12 protein-coding genes are annotated in these 13,032 nt (G+C 51.7%); 8 read left to right on the plus strand and 4 right to left on the minus strand.

Annotation, left to right across the window (positions count from 1 at the left end):
* Positions 1 to 228 precede the first annotated feature (228 nt).
* Complete coding sequence (locus H7K52_RS01270; RefSeq protein WP_182629551.1) at positions 229 to 1,197, plus strand: DUF4062 domain-containing protein; 969 nt, start codon at positions 229 to 231, stop codon at positions 1,195 to 1,197.
* Between the two features lie 67 nt (positions 1,198 to 1,264).
* On the opposite strand, the gene H7K52_RS01275 is transcribed toward H7K52_RS01270, so the two are convergent.
* Complete coding sequence (locus H7K52_RS01275) at positions 1,265 to 2,569, minus strand: tyrosine-type recombinase/integrase (RefSeq protein ID WP_182629552.1); 1,305 nt, start codon at positions 2,567 to 2,569, stop codon at positions 1,265 to 1,267.
* 493 nt (positions 2,570 to 3,062) lie between these two features.
* Here H7K52_RS01275 and H7K52_RS18995 point away from each other — a divergent pair, with 493 nt between their 5' ends.
* Together H7K52_RS18995 and H7K52_RS01280 are read left to right on the plus strand one after the other, a co-directional pair.
* On the plus strand, positions 3,063 to 3,260 hold the full coding sequence (locus H7K52_RS18995; protein WP_004571258.1) for a hypothetical protein: 198 nt from the start codon (positions 3,063 to 3,065) through the stop codon (positions 3,258 to 3,260).
* 98 nt (positions 3,261 to 3,358) lie between these two features.
* Positions 3,359 to 4,318 carry an AEC family transporter gene (locus H7K52_RS01280; RefSeq protein WP_004571257.1) on the plus strand — a complete coding sequence of 320 codons (960 nt, stop codon included), beginning with the start codon at positions 3,359 to 3,361 and terminating at the stop codon, positions 4,316 to 4,318.
* Positions 4,319 to 4,381: 63 nt separating this feature from the next.
* Here H7K52_RS01280 and ahpF read toward each other — a convergent pair whose 3' ends face one another.
* Positions 4,382 to 5,947 (minus strand): alkyl hydroperoxide reductase subunit F, encoded by a 1,566-nt coding sequence (ahpF, locus tag H7K52_RS01285; RefSeq protein WP_004571256.1) that lies wholly within the window; start codon positions 5,945 to 5,947, stop codon positions 4,382 to 4,384.
* Positions 5,948 to 6,018: 71 nt separating this feature from the next.
* Complete coding sequence (gene ahpC, locus H7K52_RS01290) at positions 6,019 to 6,582, minus strand: alkyl hydroperoxide reductase subunit C (protein WP_004571255.1); 564 nt, start codon at positions 6,580 to 6,582, stop codon at positions 6,019 to 6,021.
* Between the two features lie 247 nt (positions 6,583 to 6,829).
* Between ahpC and H7K52_RS01295 the strand changes: the two genes are divergently transcribed.
* Positions 6,830 to 7,285, plus strand: coding sequence for a GNAT family N-acetyltransferase (locus tag H7K52_RS01295; RefSeq protein WP_004571254.1), 456 nt, complete (start codon positions 6,830 to 6,832; stop codon positions 7,283 to 7,285).
* On the opposite strand, the gene apbC is transcribed toward H7K52_RS01295, so the two are convergent.
* Positions 7,282 to 8,394: an iron-sulfur cluster carrier protein ApbC gene (apbC, locus tag H7K52_RS01300; protein ID WP_004571253.1), complete on the minus strand. Its 1,113-nt coding sequence runs from the start codon at positions 8,392 to 8,394 to the stop codon at positions 7,282 to 7,284. The genes H7K52_RS01295 and apbC overlap by 4 nt on opposite strands.
* A gap of 176 nt (positions 8,395 to 8,570) precedes the next feature.
* Between apbC and metG the strand changes: the two genes are divergently transcribed.
* The 4 genes from metG to cdd all read left to right on the plus strand — a co-directional run bounded on the left by metG (position 8,571) and on the right by cdd (position 12,922).
* On the plus strand, positions 8,571 to 10,604 hold the full coding sequence (metG, locus tag H7K52_RS01305; RefSeq protein WP_182629553.1) for a methionine--tRNA ligase: 2,034 nt from the start codon (positions 8,571 to 8,573) through the stop codon (positions 10,602 to 10,604).
* 229 nt (positions 10,605 to 10,833) lie between these two features.
* Positions 10,834 to 11,226 (plus strand): CidA/LrgA family protein, encoded by a 393-nt coding sequence (locus tag H7K52_RS01310; RefSeq protein ID WP_004571250.1) that lies wholly within the window; start codon positions 10,834 to 10,836, stop codon positions 11,224 to 11,226.
* Positions 11,219 to 11,911: a CidB/LrgB family autolysis modulator gene (locus H7K52_RS01315; protein ID WP_004571249.1), complete on the plus strand. Its 693-nt coding sequence runs from the start codon at positions 11,219 to 11,221 to the stop codon at positions 11,909 to 11,911. Before H7K52_RS01310 ends, H7K52_RS01315 begins: the two co-directional genes overlap by 8 nt.
* Positions 11,912 to 12,031: 120 nt before the next feature.
* A complete protein-coding gene (cdd, locus tag H7K52_RS01320; RefSeq protein ID WP_182629554.1) occupies positions 12,032 to 12,922 on the plus strand; it encodes a cytidine deaminase in 891 nt (296 codons plus the stop codon).
* Positions 12,923 to 13,032 lie beyond the last annotated feature (110 nt).

Raw genomic sequence — 13,032 nt, forward strand, 5'->3', positions numbered from 1 at the left:
TTACATTGATATGTTTTAACGATCAATAATTATCCTTCAACCAACTTTTTGATTAGCATTTTTTGTATTTTTGATTTAAAAAAAACAGCATGCACTCTCAAATTTTACTGGTTATATAAACAGCACTTTGAAAATAATCTATAGTTTTCTATGAATCTCGTTATAGATTTTTTGAATAATTTAAGAGTATCTTAACGGGATTAATCCCAAGGAAAGGCATCAAGGCTTATGAAACGAAAGCTTCAAATTTTTGTATCAAGCACGTTTACGGATTTAATACCTGAAAGGCAGGCCGCTGTTAGCGCTATTCTTAAGGCTGGGCATATTCCTGCTGGTATGGAGCTTTTCACTGCTGCGGATCGCTCACAGATGGACACAATCAAACGCTGGATTGATGAATCTGATGTTTACATGCTTATTCTTGGGGGTCGATATGGATCAGTAGAGTCTTCGTCAAACAAAAGTTATACAGAGCTAGAATATGATTATGCTATTGAAAAAGAAAAACCATTATTTGCAGTTGTAATTAATGAAGATGCTTTAGCTGCAAAAGTTAAATCTCAAGGGATTGAGATTGTAGAAATGAAGAATCCTAAAGAGTTAGCTTCCTTTAGAGGTAAGGTATTGTCAAATATATCTTCTTTCTTCTCCGATGAAAAAGATATAAAGCTTTGCGTTCATGAAATTTTATCTGATTACGCTTCAAATCGCAGCCTTAAAGGTTGGGTTTCGGCATCTGAAATACCTGACGTAGAGACTTTAGTAAGCGAAATTAGTAAGCTACAAAAAGAAAATGAGAGCTTACAAAAACAGTTAAGCAAAAGTGAAACGAGTTTAAAATCTAAAGGCGGAATAACTGAGGAAACATTCTTAGATATTAAAAATGTTCTCAAAACCAAGAAAATTGAAATCCCTGCCAACATATCCTCATCTAAAGAATCATATGAAAGCAATATATTTAATGTTTTTGTTTCCAACTCACCATCTATGGTTAAGGGCATAACAAATTCAGCACAAAACACTCCAACTGAGCTATTTTACTATCACAAAATCTGTCCCATTCTACAAATTCATGGATTAGTTGAAAACGAAAAGGTTCCTAGTGTTAGATACAGACGCTATTTTGTTACTAAGAAAGGCATTGAGTTTCTAGCTCAGCATGAGCTTTTGCAAGCCCAGAACGCTGATAGAAAATAGCTCTACATTTTAAAAGAATGCGAGGTATACCTCGCATATTCAAAACCAAGTAAGTTGTAATTCATACTTATAGATTGCAACTATTCCATTTTAAACCATCAATAACATAGCATATTGTTGAAAGAGGAAACGAGTGTAAGTATCGCTTTGTAACGCCAATTCCCGTCATTTGATGCCCTAGTGTAGCCTGAAGATGTGCAACGTTTTTCACCCAACCAGCCATTGAGGTTGTGGCTACAGCATGGCGCATTGAATGAAGTAACCTTCTTTGCAGGTGATCATCAATATAGGGAATACCAAGTAGATCCCTAACATCAGAAAATGTTTTACCAATCTTTGTCATGTTGCTTCCTGAGACATCAGGGAAAAGAACATCATCAGATGATGCTACAAAGTTTAAGAAGCCCAATTCAATCAGGTGCAAGTGTATAACCACTCTACGGGTTGCATTGTCTGTTTTTCCCTGCCCACCTTCAGCAATAAGCAGGTAATGACGTTTGCTGTCTTCGTCATATTTGATTTGCTGTTTACGAAGCGTGGCTATTTCACCTCTTCTGGCACCGGTGTAAGCAAGCAGCAGCATTATCCATTTCTCCCAGCCCTCCGGCTGCCCAATAGCCCAATGAACAAACTTCCTCATCTCAGATGCAGAGTAAGCGCCATACCGTGCTTTAGAGGCTGAAGCAGAGATCCCGTCTGTGGGACTCTTTTCAAGTATTCCTTTGTCATCAGTAAGGAAGGTTTTGAATAGGCTTTTGTAGACCTTCAAATGCTTATGCACTGCCTCATCACCCACAAGATTAGCCTCTGGAACGTCTTCAAGCGCAATCAATTGTTCTAGTGTCATAGAGCGGTATGGCTGCACAACGCGCTTGGGAAGACTTTCAACCACTTCCATCACTTGCTTGATGTCGTGTTTATTGACTGTGGCTACATCCTTATCCCTGCCGAGAACAACAAACAAAACTTCCATAAAGCGCTCATTGGCCTGTGCTATTCCACGACTCCACTTTGTGCCTTTAGCTGCCCTATACATTTCCCAGGCTTTAACGAGTGACAAACCAGATTTTACCTCTTTAGGCTTCACTACTTTCTCAGACTTAGATTTACCACCTGCAAACGAAAGAACGCTTTTCAAATCACCTGCTATTGAGGATTTGATTGCATCAATGCGTTTTGTGAAATCTGTTAGTGCAAGAGTTTGATCTTGGACAAATGGAACTAGAGGAATCAGCGAAGCCATTATTGCGCTGGCAACACGATAGCTATCAGTGTCGAGGCTACGTTTAAAAGATTTCCCGTCAGAAAAGCGGAATTGGATGTAATAAGTATTTGCACGCTGAAACGTATAGCGAAGAGATTTATACCTCACAATGTCACCCTCAATTGACCTCAGTGAAAAACAGAGAGCAATGAGAGATAAGTAACCCGTTGTTTTTACTCAAAACGGGTTACGATTCCTTCTTTGACGCTGGCCCTACGCTGGCATTATCCAGTTCAGGTCAGCGGGTTTTTCTCAGCCCTTTCCGTGTGGAAAGCGGCACCCCGAGTCGTGTTACGGCTTGCAGCATAGGAGAGCTATACGGTGAAAGCAAGCGACACCTGTCGGGGAAATAATCCGTGCTGAAACAATTCATATGATCCCGATCAACGCCTGAGGTCACAAAAAAAGGCTTAATGCTGCGGGCTAAAAGGATACCTCTTTATGGTTATCCCTGTTAATCACTCTGGTGGGCAATATTTCCTGCAGTGTCTCTGACTGCATAATAATAATTAACCTGCTTGCAGCATCATCGTAAAAAATATTTTATTTCATGAGGTTAGTTACCTCCTGAAGCGGAACTTCATACTATGCAGGATGTATGATGCGATTTTTAGCGCTTATTCCACACCGTCATCGATGGCAGGATATTATTATTGAACGTCAGGGTGCCGTCGCACCCAGTGGCAGATATTATTTTTCAACCTATATTTCCGCACGCTGCTCAGGCTGTAACGAAATAATCCATCGCGTCTATTATCGTGATATCACCGATGAACAGGCGCGTCGCTGGTTAGATTAGTCGCCCTCACGGCGGAGGGTTCAGACACCGTTCCAGTTAACAGTTAGTTAGCAATTTGTTAGTCTGGTAACTAATCATCGCCTGATCAGACGCCCTCTATGCCACTGCTGTTTGAAAGCTTAAGCCATCAAATTTATCTTTCTGCCCCGCTATTTATCCTGATCTTACTGGGATACTGCCTGACACGCCTCGGAAAATGGCCTGCCAGCATCAGCGAAGGGATGAACCGCTTTGTGTTTAACGTTGCACTGCCCTGCATGCTGTTTCGGGTAATGAGTACCTTCTCACAAAGCCCGCCGGTGGATGCGCGCCTGTTACTGGCCTTCTTCGGCAGTTGCCTGCTGGTGTTTATCGTGGGGCGACTGCTGGCAACAAGGCTGTTCGATCTGGATGGCGTGGCGGCTTCAGTCTTTGCCCTGGGCGGTATCTTCTCTAATAACGTGATGCTGGGGATCCCGGTGGCCACCGTGTTACTCGGGCCGGAAGCGCTGCCACCGGTGGCACTGGTATTGGTGTTTAACAGCCTGATCCTGTGGACTTTACTGACCGTTTCAGTCGAGTGGGCGAAACAGGGCAGCTTCTCGCTGAATGGCCTTTGGCGCACATTGATCGGTGTGCTGAAGAATCCGCTCATCATTGGCATTCTCAGCGGTACAGCCTGGAGTTTTCTGCAACGCCCGTTGCCACTGCTGGCCGCTGAACCATTAAAGATGCTGGCCTCGCTGGCCGCGCCGCTGTCGCTGGTCACGCTGGGCATGAGCCTGGCGCACTATCGGGTGCGGGACGGCTTAAAAGAGAGCTACACCATTTGCCTGCTGAAGCTGGTGCTGCAACCGATGACGGTATGGGCTATCGCGTGGCTGACCGGTCTGCCGCCGCTGGAGAGTAAAGTGGTAGTCCTGCTGGGATCAATGGCGGTGGGAGTAAACGTTTATCTGATGTCGCAGAAGTTTAATGTCATTACCGGCCCGGCGGCGGCCAGCATGCTCTTTTCTACGGTGTTTGCCGCGGTAACGACGCCGATATGGATGATGCTGATGACGCTGGCGGGCTATTAACAGACTAAAAAAAGCCCCTCAGCACGAATGCTGAAGGGCTATTGTCTGTCTGACTAAACGTTATTAAGCTGATTTAGTGCGAATCAGATAGTCAAAAGCGCTCAGTGAAGCTTTTGCGCCTTCGCCGCTGGCAATAATAATCTGCTTGTACGGCACGGTGGTGCAGTCGCCCGCCGCGAACACGCCTTTCAGGCTGGTTTCGCATTTACCATCGATGATGATCTCACCCATTTTATTGCGCTCAACCGCGCCTTCCAGCCACGGGGTATTTGGCAGCAGACCGATCTGAACGAAGATACCAGAGAGCGGCAGCTCATGGGTGGTCTGCGTCGTACGGTCAAGATAGTGCAGGCCGGTCACTTTAGTGCCGTCGCCTTTCACTTCGGTGGTCTGCGCGTTCAGGATGACATCAACGTTCTTCAGGCTACGCAGCTTATCCTGCAATACCTGGTCGGCACGCATCTCACCGGCAAACTCCAGCAGCGTAACATGTTCAACGATACCCGCCAGGTCAATGGCTGCTTCAACGCCGGAGTTACCGCCGCCGATCACTGCCGTACGCTTGCCTTTAAACAGCGGGCCATCGCAGTGTGGGCAGTAGGTGACGCCTTTGGTGCGATACTCTTCCTCACCCGGCACACCCATGTTGCGCCAGCGTGCGCCGGTCGCCAGAATGATACTGCGAGACTTCAATACTGCGCCGGAGGCGGTTTCGATGGCATGCAGTCCGCCCTCTTTCGCCGCCGGGATCAATTTGATGGCGCTCTGGCTTTCAATGACATCCACATTGTAATCATCAACGTGTGCGCGCAGTGAACCTGCCAGTTTCGCGCCTTCGGTTTTCGGTACGGAAATATAGTTTTCGATATCCACCGTATCCAGTACCTGGCCGCCAAAACGTTCGCCCATCAGGCCAGTACGGATACCCTTACGCGCTGAGTAGATGGCTGCCGCTGCACCCGCCGGGCCACTGCCGATAATCAGGACTTCATAGGCGTCACGCTTGTTCAGCTCTTCCGCTGCACGTTTATCCGCGTTGGTATCTACTTTGCTGACGATTTCCGCCAGGCTCATGCGGCCCTGACCAAACTCCTTACCATTCAGGTAAACCGCTGGCACGCCCATCACGTTGCGTTCCTGAATCTCGTTCTGGAACAGGCCACCGTCGATAGCAGTGTGGCTGATGCGCGGGTTAATCACCGCCATCAGGTTCAGCGCCTGGACGACGTCCGGGCAGTTATGGCATGAGAGTGAATAATAGGTTTCGAAATGGAAGTCGCTGTCCAGCGCGGCGATCTGGTCCAGCAGGCTCTGTGCTTCTTTAGACGGATGCCCACCGGTCTGTAACAGTGCCAGCACCAGTGAGGTAAATTCGTGACCCAGAGGTGAACCGGCAAAACGCGGGCCGCTGTTCGAACCTGGGTTGGTGATCAGAAATGAGGGCTTACGCACCTGACGATCGTTCTCTTCGCGGAAGCTGACTTTGTCAGACAAGCCGGCGATATCAACCAACAGTTCACGGATCTCGGTTGATTTTGCACCCTCATCCAGGGTGGCAATCAACTCAACAGGTCTGGTTAATTTCTCAAGGTAGGCCTTGAGCTGGGTTTTCAAATTTGTGTCGAGCATAGTGATATCCTGGTCAAAAAATCGGGTGCCGCAGCACCCGATTGGAGAATGATCGAAAGAGCAAAGCGGGATTAGATTTTGCCAACCAGGTCCAGAGACGGAGCCAGTGTTGCATCACCTTCTTTCCATTTAGCCGGGCACACTTCACCTGGGTGAGAAGCCACGTACTGAGCCGCTTTCACTTTACGCAGCAGGTCAGAGGCGTCACGGCCAATGCCTTCAGCGGTGATTTCGATTGCCTGGATTACGCCTTGCGGGTCAACGATGAACGTACCACGGTCAGCCAGACCTTCGTCTTCACGCATGATTTCGAAGTTACGGGTCAGCGCGCCAGTCGGGTCACCGATCATTGTGTATTTGATCTTCGCGATGGTGTCTGAAGAACCGTGCCAGGCTTTGTGGGTAAAGTGGGTGTCGGTAGAAACGGAGTAGATGTCTACGCCCAGTTTCTGGAACTCTTCGTAATGGTCAGCTACGTCGCCCAGTTCGGTCGGGCAGACGAAGGTGAAGTCAGCTGGATAGAAGAAGAACACACTCCATTTACCTTCAACGTCTTTCTCGGTTACGTCGATGAATTCGCCGTTTTTGAATGCTGCGTTTTTGAACGGCTTAATTTTGGTATTGATAATAGACATCTGGTGGCCTCCGTTAAAATATGTGATGCAGGTTACATAATTTTCGGGCCAACATCTAATATGCGGACGTTATCAATCTGATAAACGAAAGCTATCAAACGCTGAGAGCCTGATGCTCTCTGGCCCGGCAGGCAGTGTACAGCGATTTACGTGACATTTAACCCGCTTTATCTTTTACGTGATCTTTTAGGCACGTCTCCGCTAATCACTGCTAGTTTTGTAAGACCAGATGATAAGGAGCTGACCCGTGGAGATTCGTCCGTTTACTGAAGCCGACCGTCCTTTCCTGCGTACGCTGTTTCTGGCAGCGCGACGACATAACTGGCGCTGGCTGGAGGGCAGCGAGTGGCAACTGGAAGATTTTGATGGCGTTATTCTGGGGGAGACCGTCCTGGTTGCGGAGGCTGATGGCCATCGGGTCGGCTTTGCAGGTCTGCTGGAGAACGACAACTTCCTGCACAGTCTCTATGTCGATCCAGACTGGCAGGGGCGCGGCGTGGGCAGCGCGTTGCTGGAGGCGGTAGAGGCGCGTTTTACCTCAACCGGCGCGCTTAAGTGCCTGCAGAAGAACAAAGCGGCGCAGGCATTTTATCTGAAGCATGGCTGGAAGATGATTTCACAGGGCGAAGGCGAGCACGGCGGTTATGTGCTGATGCACTACCCGCTGGCCTCACAATACGCCAGCGGGTCGGGTCGGGCTTAAAGCGCGCGGAAGGCGATATCGCCAGGGATGACCTCGCCCTGCCAGTAAAGCTGGGCCGCGACGCGTCCGGCCAACTGGCGATACAGCGTGGTAAACTCGCTATCGGGCCGGCGAATCACTGTCGGTTCACCTTCATCAAGATCCTCGCGCAGATCAATGTGCAGTGGCAACTGGGCCAGCAGTTGCGTCTGGTAATCTTCCACCAGTTTCTGCGCGCCGCCGGTGCCGAAAATCGGCTCGTGGAAGCCACACTGGCTGCAGACATGCAGGCTCATATTCTCTACCACGCCCAGCACCGGCACATTGACCTTTTCAAACATGACCAGTCCTTTGCGGGCATCAATCAGGGCGATATCCTGCGGCGTCGTGACCACCAGCGCACCGGTTACCGGCACGTTCTGCGCCAGCGTCAGCTGAATGTCGCCCGTGCCGGGCGGCATATCCAGCACCAGATAATCCAGCTCAGGCCACAGAGTCTCATTCAGCAACTGCATAAGCGCTTTACTGGCCATGGGTCCGCGCCACACCATCGCATTGTCATCCGTGACCAGATAACCAATGGAGTTGGTGGCCAGCCCATGTGCCATGATCGGCGCCATATGGGTCCCATCCGGCGAGGTTGGCCGCTGGTCCTGAGTCCCAAGCATGTTCGGCACAGACGGGCCGTAGATATCCGCGTCAAGAATGCCGACGCGCGCGCCCTCAGCTGCCAGCGCCAGTGCCATATTTACGGCGGTGCTGGATTTACCCACGCCGCCTTTGCCGGAGCTGACCGCAATAATGTTTTTAACCCCGTTAACGCCCGGCTGGTTTTTCACCCGCTTCAGGGTGGCGATATCGTGGCTGAGCCGCCAGTCGATGGCGCGTGCGCCGGTCTGACGCAGCAGGTCGGCGCTGACCTGCTCTTTCAGGGCATCGAACCCGCTGGCCCACGCAAACGGCATCAGCAGTTCAACATGCAGCGTTCCATCCAGCTGCGCCACGTGGTGCAGCGCTTTCAGCGAGGTGAGATTCTGTTTAAGGGTCGGATGCTCAAAGCTTCTCAATACGCCCGCTACGATGGCGCGCAGGCCCTCTGGCGTATGCGGTTCCCGGGATTGTACTGTCATCCCCTGCTCCTTATTTCTGCTGTGCTTACGCTGTGTTTCAGCGATGTATTGTCAATGATATCAGATGCTCGTGGATCTGCGGCGACTGGCGGGGTGAATCCCTTATGTTTACGCAGGAGAAGCCATCAGTTACCATCTAAGCCCGTTTTTTCAATCAACAGAAAGCTACGCAAACTATGACTCAAGTCGCTAAAAAAATTCTGGTAACGTGCGCACTGCCTTACGCGAACGGATCAATCCATCTCGGCCACATGCTCGAGCATATCCAGGCAGATATTTGGGTGCGTTACCAACGAATGCGTGGCAATCAGGTTTATTTCATTTGCGCCGATGATGCGCACGGCACGCCTATCATGCTGAAAGCTCAGCAGCTGGGCATTGCGCCGGAGCAGATGATTGCAGAAATGAAAAGCGAGCATGAAGCCGACTTTGCCGGTTTCAACGTCAGCTATGACAATTATCACTCCACTCACGGCAATGAAAACCGCGAGCTGTCTGCGCTGATTTACGGCCGCCTGAAAGAGAACGGTTTTATTAAAAACCGCACCATTTCCCAGCTTTACGATCCGGAAAAAGGGATGTTCCTGCCGGACCGTTTTGTGAAAGGCACCTGCCCGAAATGTAAGTCACCTGATCAATACGGCGACAACTGTGAAGTCTGCAGCGCGACCTACAGCCCGACCGAGCTGATCGATCCGAAGTCTGTGGTTTCTGGTGCGACGCCAGTTCTGCGCGACTCTGAGCACTTCTTCTTTGATCTGCCGTCCTTCAGCGCCATGCTGCAGGCGTGGACCCGCTCCGGTGCGCTGCAGGATCAGGTGGCGAACAAAATGCAGGAGTGGTTTGAGTCAGGCCTGCAGCAGTGGGATATCTCACGCGATGCGCCTTACTTCGGCTTTGAAATTCCGGATGCGCCAGGCAAATACTTCTACGTCTGGCTGGATGCGCCTATCGGCTACATGGGCTCGTTCAAGAACCTGTGCGACAAGCGCGGCGACATCGACTTCGACGAATTCTGGCGTAAAGACTCCACCACCGAGCTGTATCATTTCATCGGTAAAGATATCGTCTATTTCCATAGCCTGTTCTGGCCAGCGATGCTGGAAGGCAGCAACTTCCGCAAGCCGAACAATCTGTTTGTACACGGCTATGTCACCGTTAACGGTGCCAAGATGTCGAAGTCGCGCGGCACCTTTATCAAAGCCAGCACCTGGCTGCAACATCTGGATGCCGACAGCCTGCGTTACTACTACGCGGCGAAACTCTCTTCACGTATCGACGACATCGACCTGAATCTGGAAGATTTCGTCCAGCGCGTAAATGCCGACATCGTCAACAAAGTGGTTAACCTGGCGTCACGTAACGCAGGCTTCATTACCAAACGCTTTGAGGGCAAACTGGCAGCAGAACTGGCCGATCCGGCGCTCTATCAGACCTTCGTTGATGCGTCAGAGAAGATTGGTGATGCCTGGGCTGCGCGCGAATACAGCCGTGCTATCCGTGAAATTATGGCGCTGGCCGACCTGGCGAACCGTTATGTCGATGAGCAGGCTCCGTGGGTGGTCGCGAAGCAGGAAGGCCGTGATGCCGATCTGCAGGCCATCTGCTCAATGGGCATTAACCTGTTCCGCATTCTGATGACCTGGCTGAAGCCGGTGCTGCCGTCACTGAGCGCCCGTGCAGAGGGCTTCCTGAACTGTGAATTGAGCTGGGATGCCATTGCGCAGCCGCTGCTGGATCATCAGGTTGCGCCATTCAAAGCACTCTACAGCCGCATTGAAATGGCGAAGGTTGAGGGACTGATTGACGCCTCAAAAGAGGATGCTGCCGCAGCAAGTGCACCAGCCGCAACCGGTCCGCTGGCAGATGCGCCGATTGGTGACACCATCACCATCGACGATTTCGCCAAAGTGGATATGCGCGTTGCGCTAATCGAGCAGGCGGAACGGGTTGAAGGTTCAGACAAGCTGCTGCGTCTGCAACTCGACCTGGGCGGTGAAAAGCGTCAGATTTTCTCGGGCATCCGCGCCGCTTATCCTGATCCCTCTGTGCTGGTCGGTAAAATGACCATCATCGTGGCCAACCTGGCGCCGCGTAAAATGCGCTTCGGCATCTCCGAAGGTATGGTGCTGTCAGCGGGTCCGGGCGGGAAAGATCTGTTCGTGTTGTCCGTTGATAGCGGTGCTGTACCGGGCATGCCGGTTAAGTAAAGGTCTGCCCTCTGCGGTTTAAACTGTAAAGCACACTGCCGTTCTGAAACCCTTCGTGCCTTAGCTCTGGCGCGAAGGGTTTTCTCTTCTCTGTTCCCACGACTACCCAACCTCTCCTTTTCTTTCCCGGCACGCTTCACCCGGCACTGCCCTGTACCCATAAGTGTGATCGCTAGCACGCTAAGCGGTTAATGCGTATGATGAAGCTCAGTGAAAACAGGAGCCTGCCATGCTCACCGTGCTGTCTGTCTGCGGACGTTATCTTCGCGCTTTTATCATCATTTATCTCTGCTTATACGCCGGTATCGGTATCGCCTCGCTGCTGCCTATCAAAATGCCCGGCAGCATTCTGGGGATGTTAATTCTGTTTGCCCTGCTTGCGTCACAGATTTTGCCAGTGAGCTGGGTGAAGCCGGGATGCCATCTGCTGATTCGCTATATGGCGCTGCTGTTTGTGCCGATTAGCGTCGGGGTAATGAGCTACACCGATATTCTTACCGCGCAGTTCGGCCCTATCGTTGTCTCCTGCGTCGTCAGCACCCTGCTGGTCCTCTCCATTGTTGGCGTAAGTGCCCACAAGCTTCACAGCCGCCGTCCGGCCGGGGAGTCTGCTGATGAGTGAGATATGGTGGTCGCTGCCATTGACGCTGGCCGCCTTTTTTCTGGCGCGCAAGCTGGCGATAAAACTGAAGATTTCGCTGCTAAATCCGCTGCTGGTGGCGATGGCGATCATTATCCCGATACTGCTGCTGTTACAGCTGCCCTACTCGCGCTATTTCGCAGGCAGTGAGATTCTCAATCAGCTGTTGCAACCGGCCGTGGTTGCGCTGGCATTGCCGCTGTATGAGCAGATGCACCAGATTCGTGCCCGCTGGAAGTCCATTATCGGCGTCTGCTTTATTGGCAGTGTGACCGCCATGAGTTCAGGTACTGCTATTGCTCTGTGGATGGGTGCCACGCCCGAAATTGCCGCCACGATCATGCCCAAATCCGTGACCACACCCATCGCGATGGCTGTCTCCGGCTCGCTGCATGGTATCCCCGCTATCAGCGCTATTTGTGTACTTATTGCCGGGGTGCTGGGTGCGGTGTTCGGGCACACGGTACTGAATCTGCTGGGCGTGAAGTCTAAAGCCGCGCGCGGACTGGCAATTGGCAATGCGTCACATGCCCTGGGCACAGCACGCGCGGCCGAGCTCGACTATCAGGAGGGCGCCTTCAGTTCACTGGCGCTGGTGATCTGCGGCATCATCACCTCACTGCTGGCGCCCTTTATTTTTCCGCTCCTGCTGCACTGGTTTGGCTGAAACTTTGCGATAGATCTCGCAAAGTTGAAACATGCAACACAGGTTACATTGTCAGAGCGATGTGGATCACATATAAACCGGTGACTGGCACATCGCCCTGCTGAATTTAATGAGGCTCACATGCAATCCCGTTTCCTCTCCGCTTTTGAGGCATTGCCGTCAACGCTGCAAACTGCACTGGCTCCCCTGCTGAACGAGGCTGACTTCAACGCCGTGCTCAGCGCCGACCAGGTCGCCTCGCTGCAACAACAGACCCAGATGGATGCCGATGCACTGGCGCTGGCGCTGCTGCCTCTGGCGGCGTCCTGCGCCGTGGCTACCGTGTCGCATTTTAACGTCGGGGCGATTGCCCGTGGCGTCAGCGGCAACTGGTACTTCGGGGCCAACATGGAATTTGTCGGCACGGCGATGCAGCAGACGGTTCACGCCGAGCAGAGCGCCATTACCCATGCGTGGCTGCGTGGCGAGCGCCAGCTTGAGACGATAACCGTTAACTACACGCCGTGCGGGCACTGCCGTCAGTTTATGAACGAGCTGAACAGCGGCACCAGCATTCGTATCAGCCTGCCAAAGCGCGCGATCAGCACCCTGGCCGACTATCTGCCCGATGCCTTTGGCCCACGCGATCTCGACATCACAACCTTCCTGATGGATGAGGTTGATCATGGTTACGTCGCCGGGGGCGATGAACTGGTACAGGCCGCCGTGGCCGCCGCCAATGCCAGCCATGCGCCTTACAGTCAGTCACACGCTGGTGTTGCCCTGCTGACCCAGGATGGCGCGATTGTCGCGGGTCGCTATGCGGAAAATGCCGCGTTCAACCCAAGCTTCCCGCCACTTCAGGCGGCGCTGGTCTTGCTGAACATGCAGGGCGGCGATGTTCATCAGATAAAAAAAGCGGTTTTAGCTGAAGTAGAAAATGCCACGTTAAGCCAGTTCGCCGCCACACAGGCAACACTTGAGACATTTGGTTGCGGTGAGCTGCTGCAGGTGACGCTGTACAAAGCATAACCCGCTGTCAGAGAGGCCACAGTTTTGTGAGCTTTTATGAACAAACGCTGTACTTCTGCGGGAAATTTCATAGGATCTGGCGCCAGAATTCACGTGATCACAAATTACTC

Source organism: Pantoea hericii (assembly GCF_014155795.1).
Classification (GTDB): Bacteria; Pseudomonadota; Gammaproteobacteria; order Enterobacterales; family Enterobacteriaceae; genus Pantoea; species Pantoea eucalypti.

Excerpts from the sequence above, each read along its gene's own strand:
- ahpC (WP_004571255.1), bottom strand. The coding sequence starts at position 6,582 with ATGTCTATTATCAATACCAAAATTAAGCCGTTCAAAAACGCAGCATTC.
- H7K52_RS18995 (WP_004571258.1), top strand. The coding sequence starts at position 3,063 with ATGCGATTTTTAGCGCTTATTCCACACCGTCATCGATGGCAGGATATT.
- apbC (WP_004571253.1), bottom strand. The coding sequence starts at position 8,394 with ATGACAGTACAATCCCGGGAACCGCATACGCCAGAGGGCCTGCGCGCC.
- H7K52_RS01270 (WP_182629551.1), top strand. The coding sequence starts at position 229 with ATGAAACGAAAGCTTCAAATTTTTGTATCAAGCACGTTTACGGATTTA.
- H7K52_RS01315 (WP_004571249.1), top strand. The coding sequence starts at position 11,219 with ATGAGTGAGATATGGTGGTCGCTGCCATTGACGCTGGCCGCCTTTTTT.
- metG (WP_182629553.1), top strand. The coding sequence starts at position 8,571 with ATGACTCAAGTCGCTAAAAAAATTCTGGTAACGTGCGCACTGCCTTAC.
- H7K52_RS01280 (WP_004571257.1), top strand. The coding sequence starts at position 3,359 with ATGCCACTGCTGTTTGAAAGCTTAAGCCATCAAATTTATCTTTCTGCC.
- ahpF (WP_004571256.1), bottom strand. The coding sequence starts at position 5,947 with ATGCTCGACACAAATTTGAAAACCCAGCTCAAGGCCTACCTTGAGAAA.
- H7K52_RS01310 (WP_004571250.1), top strand. The coding sequence starts at position 10,834 with ATGCTCACCGTGCTGTCTGTCTGCGGACGTTATCTTCGCGCTTTTATC.
- cdd (WP_182629554.1), top strand. The coding sequence starts at position 12,032 with ATGCAATCCCGTTTCCTCTCCGCTTTTGAGGCATTGCCGTCAACGCTG.